Raw genomic sequence first — 21,302 nt, forward strand, 5'->3', positions numbered from 1 at the left:
AGAAGAAACTGGTATTGGAAAATATTAAAGCCCAGGAAGAAGAAAGGAAAAGAATTGCAGTAATGATCCATGACGATATCGGAAACAGGCTTAATATTCTTTCTTTATGGCTCAATAATCTCGATACAAAAGGAGATGAAATAATCAAAAAAAATATTTACAGTCAGATGTCTTCACTCATTGATGCAGCCAGAAGTATTTCACACTCATTGTATCCCGTAAACCTTGAATCTGTAGGATTGGTATTGTATGTGGAAGAACTGATTGCTAACCTTTCTCACAAAATCAATATTTCCATGCAGGTAATGCCGGGCTATGAAAAGAAAGATCTTTTTATAGAAGTACAGCTGTATAGAATTATTCAGGAATTTACCACCAACGTCATAAAACATTCTACAGCTACAGATGTATGGATTTATATTAAAGATTATACTCAGAATATGACTGTTGTTATTTCAGATAACGGGCAGGGATTCATCTATGAAGAAGTGAAAAAAGGTATGGGAATTAAAAATATTGAATCCCGGATCAAATCTATGAATGCCACCCACAAATGGAAAAAAAGCTTTTCAAATAAAGGAAGTCGTCTAATTATTAAAATTCCCAAACAAAATGAGTTCCCAAATCAAAATAGCACTGATAGATGATGAACAGCTGATTCTGGAAGGTGTGAAAATGCTGCTGTCTAATGAAAAAAATATATCGGTATGTCTTACAGCAGATAATGGTCCCGATTTTATTACCGATCTGGAAAAACTTTCAGAAGATGAATTTCCCGATATTGCTCTTGTAGATGTACAGATGAAGCCAATGAACGGTTTTGAACTGGTAGAAATCCTCAAAGAAAGATATCCGGATCTTAAAATTATTATTCTTTCTTCACATTATAAGACCTCTATTCTCGGATATATGGTGAAATTGGGTGTGTCGGCCTTCCTTCCCAAAAACTCCAATAAAAAAACATTTATTGATGCCATTACAATGGTTGATAAAAACGGAGTGTTCTTTACGGCTGAAGATCATCAGATGCTGTTTACCTACATGAACAGTTCTGCAAAGAAAAACTCTCTCTTTGAAACAGAAGATGAGTTATCTGAAAGAGAAAAGGATGTTGTAAAACTGATTTGCCAGGAATTAACCAATAACGAGATCGGGGAAAAACTTTTTATCAGCCCGAGAACGGTAGAAAGCCACAGACAGCGGATTCTGGAGAAAATTGGTGCTAAAAATACAGTCGGAATTGTTATTTACGCGATTGTCAATAATATTTATGCGCTCGACAAATTATAATCCTATTCCGTAGAAATACGGATTTTTTTATTTGGTACTTTTCACTCTAGTGTATGTTTCTTTTCTTCTGTTACTTTGAAAAATCCTTGTTGAGAACAAGAATTTTGGATGAGAATTGAATGTAAAATGCAGATAGATCTGCAACATAAATGAATAAAAAAGAATGGAAGACAGTAACGTAATTTCCGTTGGAATCTTTTTTGACGGTACCGGAAATAACGGAGTGAATGCCTTTTCACCGGATAAACCACTGAAAAATAATGAAAGCTACTACGGAGCTTTTACCAATATTTATAAACTATACAATGTATTTAACGGGCAAAAAAAAATATATATAGAAGGTATAGGGACCGTGACAGGGGATGAAGATAACAACTTTGCCATAGCTACATGTGCCAATCCGCCTTACGATAAAGGATATTCAGCAGATGATAAACTTCAGCAGGCCGATGACTTTGTGCAGGAAATCATTGATGATAAAGGCAAAGAATATCATTTCTATATTTATGGGTTCGGTAGGGGAGGAATGCTGGCCAGAACTTTTTGTAACCAGCTGCTGACTCATTATTCTTTGTCTCATATTAAAATAAAATTTCTGGGAGCTTTTGATACCATAGAATCTAAACCTTTCAACAATTATGATTTAAGCTTATCTCAGGAAGTTGAGAATGCATTCCATCTCTGTGGGATAAATGAAAGCAGGTTTTTCTTTCCGCTTACTGGTTTTTTTGAAGACTCAAGGAATATGCAGGACAGACAATATACAGACTGGAATACGGTAAGAAGAGAAATTTTTGTTCCCGGAGCCCATGCAGACGTGGGAGGAGGATATCTGGAAGGTCCGCAGTCTGTTTATATTTCTACAGATTTTGAAAATGAGGCGGAATTGAACGATTATATTTCTGATATCAGGAATGCAAAAACAGATGAAGAGGGAAACAAAATCTGGGATGCTTTGCTTTCAGATTACCGAATTGAAAGCGAAGATGTATTTTTCCAGGCTTTCATTTGCCGGGATAAGGTATACAACAGTCTGGCAAGAGTATACGGGAAACTGATGCTCGAAGAAACCAATAAGGTAACAGATGTTTTTGATGCAGACCTTGCGGGTTTTTATTTTGAAATAGATGCTTCCAGGCATTCTTCTTTGGATAGGCTTTATAGGGGACTGCAAGAATATTTACAAAACATGACTACAGGAAAGAAACCGGTATATGAGTATGAAAAACTTACAGATTATATCCATATTTCAGGAAATTTTGGACTGTGTGGTCATATGTTGATAAGCAGAACAGCATCAGAAACGAATGCAGAGTTGATTAATAACGGTCTGAATGTTTCCAGCAGTACCTCTGTAGATGAGGAGAGCCAGGCAAGACTTTCCGTTGATCTTCATCTTCCGGAAGACAGTTTTGTAGCCGATTTTCTCTACGGAACGAATGTTCCCAATAATGATATCTGGATTCGTTCGGTGATTAAGACTCCCGCAACGGTAAAAATAATGAAATAGGCAATACTTTTTCAGTTTTAAATTTAGGTTATCGGGACATCTTCATAGATGTCCCTTTTAAATGATAGCTCTGTCTTACCGTTGCCAGATAATTGAAAAATGAATCAACCCGTACATATCCGTTTTTAATTGAATATACAGACTCTCCAACAGCCCGCTTTTTTATTTCTGGGCTATTCATTTCTTTTTCCGTATTTTTGCACCCGAAAATTCATTATTCATTACTAATTATTAATTAAGATGCTTTCGGTTCAAAGTTTAGGGTTACACCATTCAGGAAATTATTTATTTCAAAATGTCAATTTCACCATTAAAAAGGATGATAAAGTGGGTCTCGTTGGTAAAAACGGTGCGGGAAAATCCACTTTGTTGAAAATGCTGTCCGGAGAAATTAACTTCTACGAAGGAGAGGTGGTGACGGAGGGAAGTATTACCATCGGTTTCTTAAAACAGGACCTTGATTTTGTAAAAGGAAGAACGGTCTGGGCTGAAACTATGCAGGCTTTTGAAGAAATCAATGCGTGGAAAAATGAGCTGGAAGAGGTGAATCATCAGATGGCTACAAGAACCGATTATGAAAGTGATTCTTATACAGATCTGATTAATAAAATGACAGAACTGAATGATCTTTTAATGAACCATGATGCCTACAACCTGGAAGGTGATATGGAAAAAGTATTATTTGGTTTGGGATTTAAAGCTGATGATTTTCAGAAAATTACCGATGAGTTTTCAGGAGGATGGAGAATGAGAATCGAATTAGCCAAACTACTTCTTCAAAAGAATGATATCATGCTTCTCGATGAACCTACCAATCACCTGGATATGGAATCTATCATCTGGCTTGAAAATTTCCTGAAAGATTATCCCGGAGCCATTGTCCTGGTAAGTCACGACAAGCAGTTTATGACAGCTGTATGTAACAGAACTTTCGATATCAACAATAGAAAGGTAGATGATTATAAGGCCAACTATTCCAAATATCTGGTCATGAGAGAAGATCGCCGTGAAAAACTGATTCAGGCTAAAAAGAATCAGGATGCGGAGATCAAACAAATGGAAGATAATATTAATAAGTTCCGTGCAAGTGCTACCAAAGCATCTTTTGCCCAGTCACTTATTAAAAAATTAGATAAAATAGAACGTATCGAAGTAGATAATGAAGACGTTTCAAAATTCAATATCCGTTTCGTACAATCTATGGTTCCTGGAAAAGTGATTTTTGAAGCAGAACGTTTAGGAAAAGCTTACGGAACAAAACAAATCTTCGATGATGTGGACTTCATTGTTCAGAGAGGAGACAGAATCGCTCTTCTGGGACAGAACGGACAGGGGAAAACTACACTGGCTAAAATTCTTGCCGGTGATATTAAAGAATATTCAGGAAGCTGGAATCTGGGACATAATGTAAACATCGGATATTTTGCACAAAATCAGGAAGAAGTCTTAACTCCGAATAAAACTGTTTTAGAAGAAGCTGAAGATGCAGCAACAGAAGAAACCAGACCAAGAGTAAGAGATTTATTAGGATCTTTCCTATTCCAGGGAGATGCCGTTTCCAAAAAAACAAAAGTACTTTCCGGAGGAGAAAGAAACCGTCTTGCCCTTTGTAAATTATTGCTTCGTCCTTTCAATACCCTGATTATGGACGAACCTACCAATCACCTTGATATTCAGTCTAAGGAGATTATTAAGCTGGCGCTGCAAAACTTCGAAGGTACCCTGATCGTGATCTCTCACGACAGAGAATTCCTTCAGGGGCTTTGTGATAAAATCTACGAATTCCGTGACGGAAAAATGAAAGAATTCCTTGGAGATATCAATGAATATCTTGAATACAGACAAAAGGAAACCATCCGGGAAATTTCTGCAGAAAAAGCTAAACTTCACAAAGAAGATGTAAAGCCGGAACCTAAAAAAGTAGAAGAAAAACCGGTAGTTACTGCCAGTCAGTCTTCCAATATCGTGAGCAAAGAACAGAAGAATATTCAGAATAAAATCAAAAAAGTAGAAGAAAAAATTTCCGAACTTGAAACTAAAGTAGAAGAAATGGAAGCTTCTTTTGCCAAGGAAAATCCTTCTGATGATACTTTGGATAAATACAATAAAGCTAAAGAGGAACTTGATAATGCACTCCAGGAATGGGAGTATCTGGGAACTCAGCTTGATTAATTATAAGACAAATGCTTCATGATTCATGAGGCATTTTTTGTAACATAACATGATAAATTCCGACATATCGTCAACAATCATTAAAGTAATTTAATAAAAGTATAGCCTTACAATTAAATTATTTTCCTAATTTTGAACCATGATTTTAAAAGAAAGCAGAAACCTAAAGAGTTTTATCTCCAAGCTATTGTTTGGAGTGTACTTCCTCGCACTGCTTTCTCAAAGCTTTCACCACCATGATTCTGTAGACTATTTTAAGTCTTTTAATCTTAAAAAAACAGAAAATACGGTTACGAAAGCTGCGACTAAAGAGAAAGCCGGCGACTGTCTGGCCTGCCATTTTTTGGTAACCGGGCACACCTTAGCTCCTGAAGATTTCAGCTTAACTTTCGGGCATTACACTCAGGAAGTAAAGCAAATCATTGCCGTTCAGGAGAAAATCTGGTCTCAGACCAAATTCAGTTTTCAACTTCGGGGGCCTCCCAGTTTTTCATAATTCATAGATTCTTTTTTGGGGTTAAAGCATACGCTTTAAGGTTTAAAGTATAAGGTTGTTGCAAAACAACCGGTCGTTCATAATTGATAATATAATTTAAACAATGCTGTTACCTGCTTTTTAGCACCAATGCTTTGCGTTGTACATGAGACATTTCATTGCACAGTCCCATAAACCCTTTCAACAAATTTAACGAAAAATGTACCTGCTAAAAAGGTACACAATCAATCTATTTTACAATGAAATTGATATATTGCCTGATGCTGATCTTTTGTGGATCAGTATTGATAAGCGCACAAAAAAATTATGCTGTACAGGGAACGGTTCAGGATTTTCACGATAAAACCCTGCTGGAAAATGCAGTCGTGAAAATCGGAAACCAGACAGCTAAAACCAATAAGAAAGGTCAGTTTTCTTTCGATAAAATCCCTGCAGGGAATTATACTCTTATTGCACAACATCCTGACTGTAATGCTTATACTGAAAATGTAAATGTAAATCAGGACCTGCATTTAACGATAACCCTTGAGCATCATAGTAAGGATATCGAGACTGTGACTATCCACGGAAGTCATAAAAATAACGGTTCATTAGTCGTTAAAACAATCAATAAATCGGATATAGAGAAAAATTCAACAGACAATCTTGGAAATTTATTATCTAAAATTTCAGGAGTGACTGCTTTGAAGACTGGAAATAATATTTCAAAACCTGTTATCCATGGGCTTTATGGAAGCCGTATCAGCATTCTGAACAATGGAGTACGTCTTGCCGAGCAGGAATGGGGGGTAGAACATGCACCGAATGTTGACATTAACAATTTTCAGCATATTGACGTCATCAAAGGAGCATCTGCTCTGAAGTATGGGAGTGATGCTATTGGAGGGGTTGTGATAATGGAACCGGAAATTTTTCCTAAAAAGGACACCATCAAAGGTTCTATAGGGCTTACTGGAATTTCTAACGGAAGAGGTCTTGCATTAGACGCAGATGTCGCTAAAGTCTGGAAAAATGGATGGGCTATAAAATCCGGAGGAAGCATCAAGAAGCTTGGCGATCAGAGTGCGCCCAACTATAATCTGAAAAATACTGGAATGGATTTTTCTTCCTTCAATTTTACCGTTCAGAATAATACCTATGAAAAAGGAATCTCTTTTGATTATTATCTGACGAATCAGAATATAGGAATTTTAAGAGACTCACACGTATCTACTTCTGAAGATTACGACAGAGCGATGAGTGCTAACCCTCCTATATATTCCGGCAAATTCAGCTACGATATTGATAACCCAAGACAGGTTATAGAACATCATATTGCAAAAGTTTCTGCTTTCAAAAGATTTGAAAATATAGGAAAGTTATCTGCAACCTACAGTTATCAGTACAACCACAGACAGGAATATGATATCAGAAGAGGAGATTTGAATGATACTCCATCTCTGGATCTTGCATTGATGACACATCAATTTAATATTAATGATTTATTGGAAAGAGAAAAATGGTCTCTGGAAACAGGAATTGATGCAGGTTTTCAAAATAATTATTCAGACCCTGCCACAAAAGCAAGACGTCTGATCCCGAATTATGATAAGTATTCTGCCGGAGTATATTCTGTTTTCAAATATAAAATTTCACCTGAATTCAACTTTGAAGCAGGGGCGAGATATGATTTTACCCGCTATGATGTAACCAAATGGTATGATAAAAGTGACTGGGTAAACTTGTATGCGGATGCTTATCCACAATTTTATGTGAAAACAGATCAAAACAGAATTTTGACACGCCCTCAGCTTAATTATAATAATGTTTCTTTCAATGCCGGTTTGCAGTACCGCCCGAACGCCAATTTTGATTTGAAATTTAATTATGCAAAGGTAGGACGATCTCCAAATGTTGCAGAACTATTTTCAGACGGGCTGCACCACTCTGCGGGTATTATTGAAACAGGATATATGGGATTGAAAAATGAGCAGGGACATCAGTTTAACCTGAATGTAGACTCAAAGTTCAACGTTCTGAAAGGGTTGAATATTTCTGTAAACCCGTATTTCTTTATCACTAAAAATTTCATTAATGAAATTCCGGTAGGAATCAAAGGAACGATCAGAGGAGTATTCCCGGAATGGGTATATCAGCAGATTGATGCAAAAATGTATGGGGTAGACCTGGATATCAACTGGAAACTTACCGATAACCTTACCTATACAGGAAAAGGAAGTTATGTGTATGGTCAGGATGATACCCATAACGAACCGTTGATCTTAATGATGCCTCCGAATTTTTCCAATGCATTACAGTTTAAAAAACAAGAATGGAACAATTTCTATTTCACTGTTGAAAATCAAACATTTTTAAAACAAACCAGATTTCCGATTCGAAATGCACCACTGGAACTTTATATAAATGGCGAATTGGTGGATAAGGAAATCGATTTCAGTACACCTCCAAATGGATATTCACTTTGGAATATCCAGGCAGGAATCAATATCAGCAAAAATCTTTCTGCAGGACTTATCATCAACAATCTTTTCAATACTTCATACAGAGAGTATCTGAACCGTTTGAGATTCTTTGCAGATGAAGCAGGAAGAAACTTTATTTTAAATTTTAGATACAGATTCTAAAAATTTCAAAAAACTATTCAATCAAAATTTTACAATTTTAAAATTCTTAAAAAATGAAAAATCTATTCAATACTAAAAATATTATCAAATTATTAGCTGTTTTATTTATCATTATTACTGCCGTTACCTCTTGTCAGAGAAACGGATCTGCAGAAGAAGATGATCTTCCCCAGGAAGATCTTACCAATATCCTTTTATTGGTGACAGACGATACGGCAGGAACTACTCAGACTTATGATTATAGTATCGGCGCAGGAGGAATACCTACTATTCCTCTTAAAGATGGTAAAACATATACGGTTCAGGCCAAGTTCAAAAACGGAAATGAAGATGCAACTCAGGAAATTATTGATGCTAAAAATGAACACTTTTTAATATTTGATTTTCCAAAATCCAATATTACTGTAGAAAGAATAGATGGAGGTGATCTTAGAGGTGATGGAAAAAGAGTTGGGTTGAGAACAAAATGGACTGTTGTAAAAGCTGTTGACGGAACATCTCCATTATTGAAATTAACGCTTATCCACTCTCCAAAAAGCGTAAACGAGGCTAAATCAGGAACTGCATGGGGAAGTGTAGTAGGAGGTGAAACAGATGCTCAGGCTACTTATAATCTAAGTAACTAAAAAGACCTTAAAAACACACATACATTGTAAATATTATTTTGGTAAGGCCACCGATCTTTCGGTGGTTTTTTTAATTATAAATATTTGAAGACTAAGAATTTATTTGAAATGAGTTATTTTCATAAAAAATTCATATTTTTGCAACCTAAAATTTTAATCAATAATGAAGGTTACCGCACAAAACCATGATGACGTAAGTGCATTGCTTACAGTAACATTGGAGAAATCTGACTACAAAGAAAAAGTAGAAAAGCAATTGATTAATTATGCTAAAAATGCGCAAGTTCCTGGATTCAGAAAAGGGAAAGTGCCTTTAAGTATGGTTAAAAAACAATATGAAGCAGGTATTGCATTTGAAGAAATCAACAGACAGGTTTCTGATGCTTTGAACAACTATGTTAATGAAAACAAATTAAGATTAGTTGGTCAGCCAGTTCCTCAGCCAGTAAATGAATTAAATTACAATGCTGATCAGGTTGAAGTTGCTTTTGAAGTAGGATATGAGCCTGCATTCACTATCGATTTAGCTAAATATGAGGCTCCTCACTATAAAGTAGAGGCTTCTGAAAAAGAAATCAACAAGAGTATTGAAAACATGCAGAAGCGTTTCGCTGAGCAGGTTCCTCAAGATAAAATCACTAAGGATTCTTACATCGCTTTAGAAGTTTCTCAGGTTGTGGAAGAAGATGCTGAAGGAGAGCACCACCACCACCCAAAGAACGTTACCATTACAGCTGAAAATAAAGAAGCTTTCAAATTGGTAAAAGCTTTGAAAATGGATGAGGCTGTAAAAGTATCTAAAGAAACTCTTGCTGGTGACGAAGAATTAGCTAAAGAATTAGGATTCAGCAAAGAAGAAGTAGAGCACCTGCACCACAATGAAGTAGAAGTAAAAGTAAAAGATTTCTATTCATTAGACTTAGCTGAACTTAACGAAGAATTATTCGACAAAGTATACGGTGAAGGAAATATCAAATCTGAGGATGAACTTAAAGAAAAAGTAAAAACTGAATTAGACGAGTACTTCCAGCAGAATGCAGATGTTCACTTTGTGAATAAAGTATTAGAGCAGGTAACAGAGAAGGAAGAAGTAAAACTTCCTGAAACTTTCCTAGTGAAGTGGTTATTATTCTCTAATCAGAACATCCAGTCTGAAGCTCAGGCTAAAGAAATCCTTGAAGCTGAGAAAAGCCAGTTAAGATACCAGATTATTGAAGGTAAATTAATGACGGATAACGAAATCCAATTAGATTATGCTGACGTATTGGCACAGGCTGAGCAGTTGGTTAAAAATCAATTGGCTATCTACGGAATTCACCACTTAGGAGATGAAGAAATCCAGAAGTATGCTGTTGAAATGCTGAAAGATCAGGAGCAGGTAAGACAGATCTCTTCTGAAGTTGCTATGGCTAAACTAAAAGATGTAATTCTTGAAAAAGCGACTAAAAAAGAAACTAAAATTTCTCACGACGAGTTTTTAGAAGAACTTAAAAAATAATTATACACGATATAAATATTTTGAAACCGCCAGTTTTTGGCGGTTTTTTTATTTTCTGGCTTTTATCAATTATCATTTGTCTATCATAACGTATGTCCGCCAATATTCCTATATTTATCCCCTAAACTTATTATTACATATATGAAAAAGATAATCATTCCGTTTTTCTGTGCCGTGCTGTTTTCTATTCCGGCCAATGCTCAGAAGAAAGCAGCGGTAAGCACAGTTAAAACAACTGAGGCTGTGCAATCGAAATTAACACCTAAAGAAGTTATAGACAATTATTTCAAAGCTTTAGGAGGAAAAGATAAACTCGAAGCTGTGAAAACTTCAATCACAGACAATACACTGAGTGTACAGGGAATGGAAATTACCATGACGACTAAGAAATTAGGAAATAAATTCAAATCGGTACAATCATTAATGGGAAAACAAATGATTCAGCTTTTCGATGGTGAGAAAGGATATTTTGATCAGATGGGAAATAAGACTGAAATCCCGGCAGATAAAGTTGTCGAATTGAAAAAAGGAAAGCCGGTGGAAGCCTTGGCTTTTGATTCTGTTCCTTTCCAGAATGCAACCGTAGAAAAATTAGATGGTAAAGACTATAATGTGCTTTCCTCAGAAAAAGGGAAATTCTATTTTGATATAGCAACCGGACTTTTATACAAAACAGTGTCAGGAGACGGAAATATTATAGTGAAAAGCTATATGACCGTAGATGGGATCAAATTCCCTGCTGAAGTAGATGCTGAAGGCGGCGGTCAGAAGATTAATATCAAGACTACAAAAATGTCTATCAATTCCGGTGTAACGGAAGCCGATTTCAAATAAGAGGTCATCTATATAGAAAAAGCCGGAGAATATCCGGCTTTTTTTATTGTTTACTGAGTTCTATGAATCATATTCTCTTTTCCACTCCTCCGCAACTTCACTAAGTACATTATAAAAATCCACACCATATTTTCTTGTTAATGGTGTTTTCAGAAACTTATAAACAGGTACCTGAAGTTCTTTTCCAAGAGTACAGGCATCACTGCATACGTTCCATTCATGATAGTTCAAAGCAGTAAAAGTAGAGTATTCTGTAATTCTGATAGGGTAAAGGTGGCAGGAAATAGGTTTTTGCCAGTCTACAGCACCATCTTCATACGCTTTTTCAATCCCGCATTTGGTAATTCCTTTATCATCAAAAGTAACATACGCACATTCACGATTCTCCACCATCGGAGTAACATACATTCCGTCGTGTGGATCAGTAGTCCATGTTCCCTGTTCTTCCAGAGCTTTTATACCTTCCTCAGTAAGGTAAGGTTTTATTTTATCAAAAATACTGTCCAAAATTTCAAGCTCATCTTTATCCAAAGGAGCTCCTACATCTCCTTCCACACAACATGCACCTTTACACTTGGTAAGGTTGCAAACAAATTCTTCGGAAAAAATATCCTCGGAAATCAATTTATCGTCTATCTGAATCATAATTTCTTAAAATAAATCAAAAACTGTACCCGCTTTAAAACCGAGTAAACTAATAATAATCAACCATAATGCCGTTTCCTGCATCCAGTATTTAGGTAAAAATCTCATCATCCTGCTTAGAATAATACTTGAAGGAAATGCCAGTAAGAGCAGGTATTCATAGTTCTTATTCATATACAAAATAATTGTTACAAGCTGAGCAAGAGAAAAAACCAGCAGAAAAGTATATTTATATCTGCTTATCGGGCTTTTCTTATTATAATTTTGAAAATGATCATATACGGCATAGATCAGCATCAGAACTACAGGAATTAAAGGTAATAGTTCCGTGTAATCAGTTACCGGTTTCATTTTTCCAAAAGGGAAATAATCAATATTCCATGAAGTAAACTGTATGAAATACATCACAGAAAAATAGCTGAATGTGATCAGCATCATTCCCAAAAGGAATCTGAAGAGGTTGAGTCCTATTTTAGCAGACGTAGCGACCACATGGATGATCACAAAAACGGCCATAGGCCAGGTTGTCGGCAGGAAAATAAAATTCAATGCAACTATGGCTCCTACCAATACATAGGATTTTTTCCTGATGTCTTCGTCTGCACTCGTTAAGAGTAAAATCAGAAAAGAATTGGTAAGCAGTGAAACTGCAATTCCGATATCTAAATTACCCGGATACAGCCCAAAAATAAAAAATGTATATAAAAATAACGGAAGGTGGGTCTGATAATTGAGTGCAACACTATGAAAACAAAAATATCCCAAAGCAATTCCCAGGAATGTAATTCCGGCAATAAACGCTTCGTATGTATTGAAATTCAGGATGTTAAATATTATTACTACTAAAAGAAGAAAACCAATATAAACAGGAATTGAAAAAATATTGCTTTCTTTTGAAAGTAATTTAAACATTTTTTATAAATTTGTACAAAGTTAATTTAAAAAAGGAAAATAATGACGTCTTTCTTTCTATTCTTAAGCAAAGTTTTCAAATGGTCTTTCGGTTTCTTTGATGCTTTCGGAAATGTTTTAAACTGGATACTATTTATCGTTTGCTGTGTATTGTTTACGTATTGGTGCTATGTACTGGTGGTTACACTGGGTGGCGATAAAGATAAAGACTATTATTCTCCGACGGAAGGTAAGCATCCTTACTATGATCCGAATATCTACAAAAAAGAAGGTTAATTAATTGGTTATATAGTAAAAAACCGATCAAATAATTTATTTGATCGGTTTTTTTATTACTAACGATTAAAATTTAATTTCTTTTAGTCATGGATGGGAAGTACCAGAACAGGAACGGATGAACTTTTTGTAAGTCCCTTTGTTAAGCTTCCAACAAATACATCATAAATTCCACTTCTTCCGTGGGAACCCATAACGATATAGTCTGCATTTTTTGCCTTTGCATGTTCAAGGATAATATCCTTTGCAAGACCTTGTTTTAAAAGATGCTCACAATCGATATCGTGGGCAAGAATCCGTTGTTCAATTTTATTGAGCTGAACCAGTTCCTCTCTGATCTCATTGGCTTCCACTTCCGGAAAATATTGAAATCCCATATCCCCAATTGCAAAACCGATGTCTGATGGTGCTACGTGAATCAGGTATATTCTACCGTTAAGTTGTTTTGCAAATTTTATGGCACCTTCTACCAGCTGGTCTGTTTTGTCCCCAAAATCTACGGGTAATACAATATTGATCATAACCTTTCATTTTGTTACCTAAAGATATAAAAAAAATACCAGAGTCTGTGTTAAAATACTTATAATATTATATTTCCGGTCATTATTGAATAATCTGCATTTTTATTTCCTGTTGCACAGGCTTTCCTGTGAGCGGATCAGGAATTATTTTTTTTCATACTGTTATTCAGTTGGTTATGTGTTTTTCTTTGCGAATTTTTATCCTGTATTTAAAGTTTGAAATTTTATTTTGAACGGATGGAAAAAAATGATATTTTTGCGCGTAATTAACTGGTAATCTTTATTTTACGATGTTAATTTTAATTTTTTTTTAATAAAAATATAGTGTGTTTTTTATCAAAATGTTTATGGTTAAAATTTTTAACAAATGTTTGAAGTTAATATAAAAGCATGGAATTATGCGAAAGTAGCTTTCAGTGACGAAAGAGATAAATACAGGTATAAACAGCAGTACAAAAGCTTTTTCCTGTCTTTGTTGAATCGTGAACCTTCCAGAAAATGGTTTACGATTTTAGAAAGTGAACGGTATAAGGAAATTGTAGCCAAGAGGCCCAGACTCTTTTTAAAGCCCTTTAAAGCTTACCTTTCCACCCAGTATTGTATTAACAGAAGAATCAAAATCCTTTGTGATACTTATGATTTTATTTATGATAATAAGATTGAAAAAGTGATACAGGATGAAGATTGTACGGTCTGTGAATTTAATCTTAAAAATAATTTACCGGCAAAGCTGAAAATCGGTTACAATGACCGCTACAGAAAGGAAGGCGAATTGGTGTTTTCTCTGGTGATTGATCATCTTCATGGGAAAATAGCTTCTGTATCCTTTTCATTTGAAAAAGATGAGAAAAACGGCTGGATATGCAGAATCGGCTGTTTACAGGGAAGACCTGTGGTAGATGGAGTATATGTAACTAAAGAAGCTCAGAAACTTATGAACGGAATAAGACCTAAAGCTTTTCTGATCGAGGTTTTACAGGAATTTTGTAAAGTTTTTGAGATGAAGTCTATTGATGCTATCGGGGGGAAATATCAGGCACAAAACAAAAAACATTTTATTCATATTCCTTTTTTACATGCTATCCGTTTTTCTTACGATGGCTTTTGGGAGGAAATAGGAGGAAAGTATGCCGAGAATGACTGGTATTCATTACCTTTAGAAACTTCCAGAAAAGAAATGAGTGAAATAAAATCGGAAAAAAGATCGGCTTACAGAAAAAGATATGAGCTTATTGATGCGGTAAAAACCGATTTACAGCATTACTTCAGAAATACATCTGTAGTAGAGTAATTTTCTGGTTTACAGTAAAAAAAGGCAGATTTTCAATCTTATTGAAAACCTGCCTTTTTTTATTCGATAATTTCGTTTTTATTTAAAACTGTAATTCTTTTCAAAATCTTTGCTAAGAAGCTCATAACAGACTCTCAGCCATACCACAATACAAGGGACTGCTTTTAAAGAATATTTGATAATATAATTCTTTTTCACAAATTTCGGGAATAAGTCTGAAGTGGAAAAACAGGTAAAAATAATCACAAAGATTAATAAACCTATGACAAATGGTGTTTTTTCCTTCTGAAGAAAATACCAGATCATGACTCCTGTTACCGCAATGATATAGGTAGGTGATTCCGAGCTTGAACTGAATAATACTAAAAATAGTAAACTGGAAGCGAGGATCATAAGCTGGAAAGCATAGTGCTGATATTGCTTAATTCTTACATAAGGTAGCGCAAAAAGAGGTAATCCGAAGGCTAAAAATACCAGATTGGAAATCGATGGATCTCCCAGGATTCTTCTGACAACTCCCATTAATGAAATATCCTGCATATTTCCTAATACCTGATTTTCACTATTCTTTTCAATAAGAGAATGGAACCAGTCTGCATAGCATTGGGTCACAAACTCCGGACTTGAATAGATCATTGGAATAACAAAAAATAATCCGGCAATAACGAGTCCCGAAAGAATAAATTTAGTCTTATTTTTAATAAAAAAGAACTGTGTAAGACCTACAATTCCGTAGATTTTCACAAAAACCCCGATGAGAATTGCAGTGACAGACTGTACTTCTTTTCTTTCGTAAATATAAACTGCAGATAAGATTAAAAGCCCTGTTAAGGCAATGTTGAACTGATAATACAGGGAAGCAGTAATAAACTCCTGTAGACAAAGCCAGGCAAAAAAAGATTTTTTCTGGTCAGAAAAGGGCGTCTTATAAATGGCAAAAAGAAAAACCAATGTGTTGGCTATATTCCAGGCAACCATTCCTAATCCGTCCTGTAATAAAGCAAAAGGAGCGATAAGGGCACTGAAAAAAACACCATAATGATTACTGTCAAAAAATAAATCAGGGTACTGCAGGAAAATGTTCTTCTGTTCTACAGTATGTACATAAACATACTTGAATAGCAGATAATTATTATAAGATTGTGGTCCCCGGTAATAGTTGTTTACTGCCGTGATGACGCATATAATAACATAGACTGCAAAAATAATTTTATAATTGCCGATGAAACTGAGGAAATTGCGTTTAAATTTTTCCATAAAATTGCGTTAGAGAGGAGCGTATATTTATAATGTATCTAGTATTGCTGCTAAGATAAATTATTATAGCTGTTTTTATAATATCCGGATATCAAGAATTTTTTCGTCTTTAAGATAAGCTTCCAACATATCATTTTCATTTACTTTTCCTACTCCTTTTGGAGTTCCTGTAAAGATAAGATCTCCTACTCTTAATGTAAAATACTGAGAAGCGAAGGCAATAATATCATCAAAACTGAATATCATGTCTTTGGTATTGCCATCCTGTACAGTATCCTTATTCTTTAAAAGTGAAAAAGGCAAATTTTCAAGGCTGTAGTTTTCTTTTTTGAAGAAGCTTCCTACCACGGCGGAGCCGTCAAAACCTTTGGCAAGCTCCCACGGAAGACCTTTGGACTTTAACTCGGTCTGAAGATCTCTGGCTGTAAAATCTATTCCTAAGCTGATTTCTTCGTAATGCTTATGAGCAGATTCTTTCTGAATGTATTTACCTCCTTTTGAAATTTTTAGAACAACTTCCAGTTCGTAGTGAATATCATTTGAAAATTCCGGAATGTAAAAATCATTTCCTTTTAAAACGGCAGTGTCCGGTTTCATAAAAATAACGGGACTTTCAGGAACTTCATTTCCTAGTTCTTTTGCGTGTTCGCTATAATTTCTTCCTATGCAGATGATTTTCATAGTTTTTTATTTATCAATTTTAAATCTCCTTTCTTATTTTCCGGGCATTATATCCCGTTTGAACGACAGATTGGAGGTGTTTTTAATTTGTTTTTTCATTGTAAAGCTTTAATGAGAAAACTCATGTCCACAATAATAGCAATGATACTGATTTTTAGGTACCATGATAGGAAATCCTAATATCAGCCAGCTGATTCCAAAAATTCCACCGGGTTTTTCATCCTGATAAATATGATTGGAACCACACTTCGGACATACAAAACTAAATCCGGAATTTTCAATGGTGTAATCCACCTCTAATGAATATTCCTCATTGTCTTTGTAGTTCTGAAGAATCTTTTTCGCCTGCTCTGTATCATGCTCAAAAACCTGTAGCTGAATTCCGCCTACAGCCTGTGATAGCAGCCAGTCCGACTGAATGAGCTGTTCATTGGCAATAAAACTGTTGATTCCGTTTTCAGCCAATATCTGTTTGTCCCTGTTGGCTTCAAGGGCATTTTCATAAAACTTAATACGGACAAGATCAGACATTTAAAATTTACTTGAAAGTTGAATCTTTGTGAAAACCTTCTTCGTATACAATGGAAAATCAGCATTCTGAAGCCATCCGAAGTATCCCAGATCTTTCTGGAAAACAGCTTTCACACCCTGACCTTTGTATTTTCCGAAGTTGAAAACCTCTTCCATCTTTTCATTATAACCGATGAATCCTGCAAGATCTGCATTTTTATTATGAAATGTAAATTCACTTAAAGGAGCAATCTCGTTGGGAATATCGTCGTACTTTCCTACCTGAGCGTCAAGAACTTCGAAAGTAGCCATTACATCGGCTTCTGCAGAGTGAGCATTTTCTAATGTTTTTCCACAGTAAAACTGATAGGCAGCTCCTAAATTTCTGGGTTCTTTTTTATGAAAAATAGTCTGAGCATCTACCAGTCGGAATTTGCTAAGATCAAAATCAAGACCTACCCTCAGCAGTTCTTCTGCTAAAAGAGGAACGTCAAATCTGTTCGAATTGAAGCCTCCCAGGTCACTTCCGGAAAGCATCTCCATAATTTTGGGAGCTATTTCTCTAAAAGTAGGAGCCTCTTTTACATCTTCATCATAAATTCCGTGGATTTCACTGCATTCTTTTGGAATGGGCATTTCTGGATTCACACGCCATGTTTTACTCTCTCTGGAAGCGTCAGGATTTACTTTCAGGATACAGATTTCAACAATTTTATCTTTTCCGACATTAGTTCCTGTAGTTTCCAGGTCAAAAATACAAAGCGGTTTATGGAGTTTTAAATTCATGTCTGTAATTCAATAATTTGAAAATGTGTTAATTCAAAAATGAGACTATATTCAATCTCATCGTATATAAAGTGTTTTTTCCTAATTTTATTTCAGTTGTTTTTGAAAAATAAATGAGACCAGCATATAGTAGATAACCAACATAGGAATTCCTACTACTTTAAAGGCTGCCAAAATAATAATTCCTCCCGCAAGCAATACAATTTTAGGATAATTATCTTTTAACTGCCTGGATTTGAATTTCATTGCCATCATTTTTATCGGGCTTACAAGGAGCCATGAAGTGATCAGGCTCAATAGAATCAACAGCAGTCCGCTGTTAAATAGGAAGCCGAAACTTCCTGTTTCCCTGAAAGCATAATACAACCCGAAAAGTAATACGGTGTTGGTAGGCGTATTTAATCCTTTAAAATAATAACGCTGTTCTTCATCAAGATTAAAGATAGCCAGCCTCAGGCATGAGAATAGCGTAACCACTAACCCGATGTATTGAATTTCAAATGGAAAATGAAGTCCCAGTAGCTCATTCCCAAATGGTTCTAATGCCTTATACATGGTAAGTCCCGGAATCAATCCAAAGCTGACCATATCAGCAAGAGAGTCAAGCTGAAGTCCCAGATTAGAGTTTGATTTTAATGCCCGGGCTACAAAACCGTCGAAAAAATCAAAAATTGCAGAGAGAATAATACAGATTGCTGTAGTCTGATAGTCTCCCAAAATAAGATGTATTGCACCGATGCAGCCGGCAAATAAATTAGCCAGGGTTAAAGCATTGGCCAGGTTATTCTTTATAAAGTCCATGAGCACAAAATTACAGTTTTTAAAAATTCTATCTTAAAATAATATGTACGAAAAAATACAATCAAGTGATTTTGATGTAAATTTGCTGCATGAAATTTTTTAAAGAATTTAGAAAACAGGAAGTTCTGGCATTGGTTTACAGGATTTTTTTAGCCTATTTTTTTTACCAGACGGCAAGGCTTTTATTCTGGTATTTCAATAAAGACCTGATCAAAATTGATTCGGTATCAGATTATTTAAAGCTTGCCTATCATGGTATAGCTTTCGACACTACGGCGATTTTATATGTAAATTCGCTATTCATACTTCTCAGTCTTATTCCTTTAGTAATCAATACCAAAAAGGTGTTTCAGAAAATTCTTTTCTGGGTTTATTTTATCACAAACGGTATTGCCTATTCAATGAATTTCGGAGATTTTATCTATTATAAATTTTCGCAATCAAGGCTTACCTCTGCTGCATTGCAGGTGGCGGAACATGAGTCTAATCTATCTAAAACATTCATGATTTCGGTGGGGCAGCATCCTTTTGTACTCATCTGGTATATTGTTCTGATGGGGATATGGGTTTTTCTTTACAAAAAAGTAAAAGTTGAAGAGAGAAAGCCGGCTCACCTGTTTCCGTATTTTCTTCTTTCAGTCCTTACGCTTTGTATTACAGCTATTCTGGTTGTTGGAGGAATCCGCGGAGATTTTAAACACAGCACCAGACCGATTAATATGGTAGATGCCAATCGTTTTGTAACGAATCCGCTGCAGGGAAATATTGTATTGAACAGTACATTTTCTTTTTTCAGAACACTGGGAACCAATAGTTTTAAAGAAGTTCATTTTGTAGATGATCAATATATTAAAGATAATATAGAGCCTTATAAGGTATACGACAGAAAAGTAGAAAACCGGCCTAATATTGTTATTTTTATTGTAGAATCTTTTGGACGTGAGTATTCCGGAGCTTTTAATAAAGATAAAAATATCAAAGACTATGTTTCTTATACTCCGTTTATCGACAGTCTGGCAGGTCAGAGTCTTATTTTCCCCAATACATTTGCAAACGGGAGACAGTCTATTCATGGGATGAGCAGTGTTTTGGCGGGGATTCCAAGTCTTACTGATGCGTTTACAGGTTCGCCGTATTCTAATCAGAAAATTCAGTCTATTGTATCGGTTTGTAATGATTTAGGGTATGATACTTCTTTCTATCATGGCGCACCAAACGGTTCTATGGGTTTCCTCGGATTTGGAAACATCCTGGGTTTTAAACATTATTTTGGAAAAACAGAATATAATCATGATGAAGATTTTGATGGGATGTGGGCTATTTGGGATGAGCCTTTTCTTCAGTATTTTGCTAAAAATGTAGGCAAGAAACAACCATTTATGACGACTGTTTTTACGGCGTCTTCTCATCATCCTTTTAAAATTCCTGAAAAATACCAGGGGAAATTTAAAAAAGGAAAAATAGAAATGCATGAGCCTATCCAGTATACGGATTATGCTATTAAAAAATATTTTGAAACTGCTAAAAAACAACCGTGGTATAACAATACCATATTTGTTTTTACAGGAGATCATACCAATCAGATCTATTATCCGGAATATGAAAAAGCAATGAACCGTTTCGCTGTTCCACTGATTTTTTACTCTCCTAATCCTGAATATAAACTCAAAGGAGAAAATCCTGAAATTGCCCAGCAGATTGATATTTACCCTACTCTGGCAGATCTTATCGGTTACAATAAACCTATCAGAAGCTGGGGGAAAAGTCTGGTGAGCGATAAAGCTTATCCTTCTATTGTAGTCAATTCAGATGGAACATCCGAACAATTTATTATCGGGAATTATATTTATCGTTTCGATGGTAAGGAAATTATAGGAGTATATGATAAAAATGATTTAGGTTTAGACAACAATCTGATCGGTAAAGTTAAAACGCCTGAAGTAGAGAAAGGAAAACAAACAGCAAAAGCCTGGTATCAGGATTATATGAGTAAAGTGATTAACAGGAAACTCAATTAGGACGAAAAGAAAAGGAAACCTCTTTATGCTTTGTATAACAAAAGTTTTTGTTTGTTGAAAATTAATTTATATTTTTATCAATACGTAGAGAAGACTACTGTAACAGAATTGAAACTATAAGAAATATGAAAAAATTATTATTAACATTCGCGCTTTCTTTATTCGGTGTGCTTACTTTTGCACAAATAGAAGGCAAGTGGAAGACAATAGATGATGAAACAAAACAGGCAAAATCTATTGTAGAGATATTTAAAAAATCAGATGGTAAATATTACGGAAAAGTTTACCAGTTGTTAATAAAACCTGCAGATCCAAACTGTACAGTTTGTAAAGACGACAGAAAAGGAAAACCTATTTTAGGAATGGAAATTATCCGTGGACTGAAAAAAGAGGGTGATGAATTCACAGGAGGAAGTATCACAGATCCTAAAACAGGTAAGACTTATAAATGTACCATTACAAGAAGTGGAGATAAGCTGAATGTAAGAGGATATTTAGGACTGTCTTTGTTAGGAAGAACTCAGGTTTGGGAAAAAGCAAACTAATACGTTTAA

The 21,302-nt window shown here is 35.2% G+C and carries 21 protein-coding genes; 13 read left to right on the top strand and 8 right to left on the bottom strand.

What is annotated here, in order from left to right; all coding sequences use genetic code 11:
- Window positions 1-14: 14 nt before the first annotated feature.
- The 9 genes from JO178_RS19990 (at window position 15) to JO178_RS20030 (ending at window position 11,050) form a co-directional block, all read left to right on the top strand.
- Window positions 15-647 (top strand): ATP-binding protein, encoded by a 633-nt coding sequence (locus JO178_RS19990; protein ID WP_291939780.1) that lies wholly within the window; start codon window positions 15-17, stop codon window positions 645-647.
- A complete protein-coding gene (locus tag JO178_RS19995) occupies window positions 613-1,290 on the top strand; it encodes a response regulator transcription factor (protein ID WP_291939783.1) in 678 nt (225 codons plus the stop codon). The genes JO178_RS19990 and JO178_RS19995 overlap by 35 nt, the downstream gene beginning before the upstream one ends.
- Window positions 1,291-1,453: 163 nt before the next feature.
- Entirely contained in the window at window positions 1,454-2,800 is a 1,347-nt protein-coding gene (locus JO178_RS20000; protein WP_291939787.1) for a DUF2235 domain-containing protein, read from the top strand.
- Window positions 2,801-3,040: 240 nt separating this feature from the next.
- Entirely contained in the window at window positions 3,041-4,972 is a 1,932-nt protein-coding gene (locus tag JO178_RS20005) for an ABC-F family ATP-binding cassette domain-containing protein (protein WP_291939790.1), read from the top strand.
- 139 nt (window positions 4,973-5,111) lie between these two features.
- Complete coding sequence (locus JO178_RS20010) at window positions 5,112-5,468, top strand: hypothetical protein (RefSeq protein WP_291939792.1); 357 nt, start codon at window positions 5,112-5,114, stop codon at window positions 5,466-5,468.
- Window positions 5,469-5,707: 239 nt separating this feature from the next.
- Window positions 5,708-8,092: a TonB-dependent receptor gene (locus tag JO178_RS20015; protein ID WP_291939795.1), complete on the top strand. Its 2,385-nt coding sequence runs from the start codon at window positions 5,708-5,710 to the stop codon at window positions 8,090-8,092.
- A gap of 53 nt (window positions 8,093-8,145) precedes the next feature.
- A complete protein-coding gene (locus tag JO178_RS20020) occupies window positions 8,146-8,718 on the top strand; it encodes a hypothetical protein (RefSeq protein ID WP_291939799.1) in 573 nt (190 codons plus the stop codon).
- 163 nt (window positions 8,719-8,881) lie between these two features.
- Window positions 8,882-10,216, top strand: coding sequence for a trigger factor (locus tag JO178_RS20025; RefSeq protein ID WP_291939801.1), 1,335 nt, complete (start codon window positions 8,882-8,884; stop codon window positions 10,214-10,216).
- Between the two features lie 141 nt (window positions 10,217-10,357).
- Window positions 10,358-11,050 carry a hypothetical protein gene (locus tag JO178_RS20030; RefSeq protein WP_291939804.1) on the top strand — a complete coding sequence of 231 codons (693 nt, stop codon included), beginning with the start codon at window positions 10,358-10,360 and terminating at the stop codon, window positions 11,048-11,050.
- Between the two features lie 60 nt (window positions 11,051-11,110).
- Here JO178_RS20030 and JO178_RS20035 read toward each other — a convergent pair whose 3' ends face one another.
- A complete protein-coding gene (locus JO178_RS20035) occupies window positions 11,111-11,695 on the bottom strand; it encodes a DUF3109 family protein (protein WP_291939807.1) in 585 nt (194 codons plus the stop codon).
- A 6-nt stretch (window positions 11,696-11,701) separates the two neighbouring features.
- Entirely contained in the window at window positions 11,702-12,607 is a 906-nt protein-coding gene (locus JO178_RS20040; RefSeq protein ID WP_291939810.1) for a DUF6427 family protein, read from the bottom strand.
- Window positions 12,608-12,649: 42 nt separating this feature from the next.
- Between JO178_RS20040 and JO178_RS20045 the strand changes: the two genes are divergently transcribed.
- The gene (locus JO178_RS20045; protein ID WP_002976854.1) at window positions 12,650-12,883 is read left to right on the top strand and encodes a hypothetical protein; all 234 of its coding nucleotides are present in this window, start codon (window positions 12,650-12,652) and stop codon (window positions 12,881-12,883) included.
- Window positions 12,884-12,966: 83 nt separating this feature from the next.
- Here the strand turns inward: JO178_RS20045 and JO178_RS20050 are convergent, their stop codons facing one another.
- Window positions 12,967-13,404 (bottom strand): universal stress protein, encoded by a 438-nt coding sequence (locus JO178_RS20050; protein ID WP_291939815.1) that lies wholly within the window; start codon window positions 13,402-13,404, stop codon window positions 12,967-12,969.
- A gap of 367 nt (window positions 13,405-13,771) precedes the next feature.
- Here JO178_RS20050 and JO178_RS20055 point away from each other — a divergent pair, with 367 nt between their 5' ends.
- Entirely contained in the window at window positions 13,772-14,695 is a 924-nt protein-coding gene (locus JO178_RS20055) for a DUF535 family protein (protein ID WP_291939818.1), read from the top strand.
- 78 nt (window positions 14,696-14,773) lie between these two features.
- Here JO178_RS20055 and JO178_RS20060 read toward each other — a convergent pair whose 3' ends face one another.
- From JO178_RS20060 to JO178_RS20080, 5 genes are all read right to left on the bottom strand, one after another.
- Window positions 14,774-15,952 (bottom strand): glycosyltransferase family 87 protein, encoded by a 1,179-nt coding sequence (locus tag JO178_RS20060; RefSeq protein ID WP_291939821.1) that lies wholly within the window; start codon window positions 15,950-15,952, stop codon window positions 14,774-14,776.
- Window positions 15,953-16,027: 75 nt separating this feature from the next.
- On the bottom strand, window positions 16,028-16,633 hold the full coding sequence (locus JO178_RS20065) for a fumarylacetoacetate hydrolase family protein (RefSeq protein ID WP_291939823.1): 606 nt from the start codon (window positions 16,631-16,633) through the stop codon (window positions 16,028-16,030).
- Window positions 16,634-16,741: 108 nt separating this feature from the next.
- Entirely contained in the window at window positions 16,742-17,164 is a 423-nt protein-coding gene (locus JO178_RS20070; RefSeq protein ID WP_291939826.1) for a DUF2007 domain-containing protein, read from the bottom strand.
- Window positions 17,165-17,929, bottom strand: a complete 765-nt coding sequence (locus JO178_RS20075; protein ID WP_291939828.1) for a 3'-5' exonuclease — start codon at window positions 17,927-17,929, stop codon at window positions 17,165-17,167. It abuts the gene before it with no gap.
- Window positions 17,930-18,016: 87 nt separating this feature from the next.
- The gene (locus JO178_RS20080; protein WP_291939831.1) at window positions 18,017-18,730 is read right to left on the bottom strand and encodes a CDP-alcohol phosphatidyltransferase family protein; all 714 of its coding nucleotides are present in this window, start codon (window positions 18,728-18,730) and stop codon (window positions 18,017-18,019) included.
- Window positions 18,731-18,819: 89 nt separating this feature from the next.
- Between JO178_RS20080 and JO178_RS20085 the strand changes: the two genes are divergently transcribed.
- Both JO178_RS20085 and JO178_RS20090 read left to right on the top strand, forming a co-directional pair.
- Window positions 18,820-20,748, top strand: a complete 1,929-nt coding sequence (locus tag JO178_RS20085; RefSeq protein WP_291939834.1) for an alkaline phosphatase family protein — start codon at window positions 18,820-18,822, stop codon at window positions 20,746-20,748.
- A gap of 125 nt (window positions 20,749-20,873) precedes the next feature.
- Window positions 20,874-21,293 (top strand): DUF2147 domain-containing protein, encoded by a 420-nt coding sequence (locus JO178_RS20090; RefSeq protein WP_291939836.1) that lies wholly within the window; start codon window positions 20,874-20,876, stop codon window positions 21,291-21,293.
- The last annotated feature ends 9 nt before the right edge of the window (window positions 21,294-21,302 follow it).

It is taken from the genome of Chryseobacterium sp., assembly GCF_019236175.1.
Lineage (GTDB): Bacteria > Bacteroidota > Bacteroidia > Flavobacteriales > Weeksellaceae > Chryseobacterium.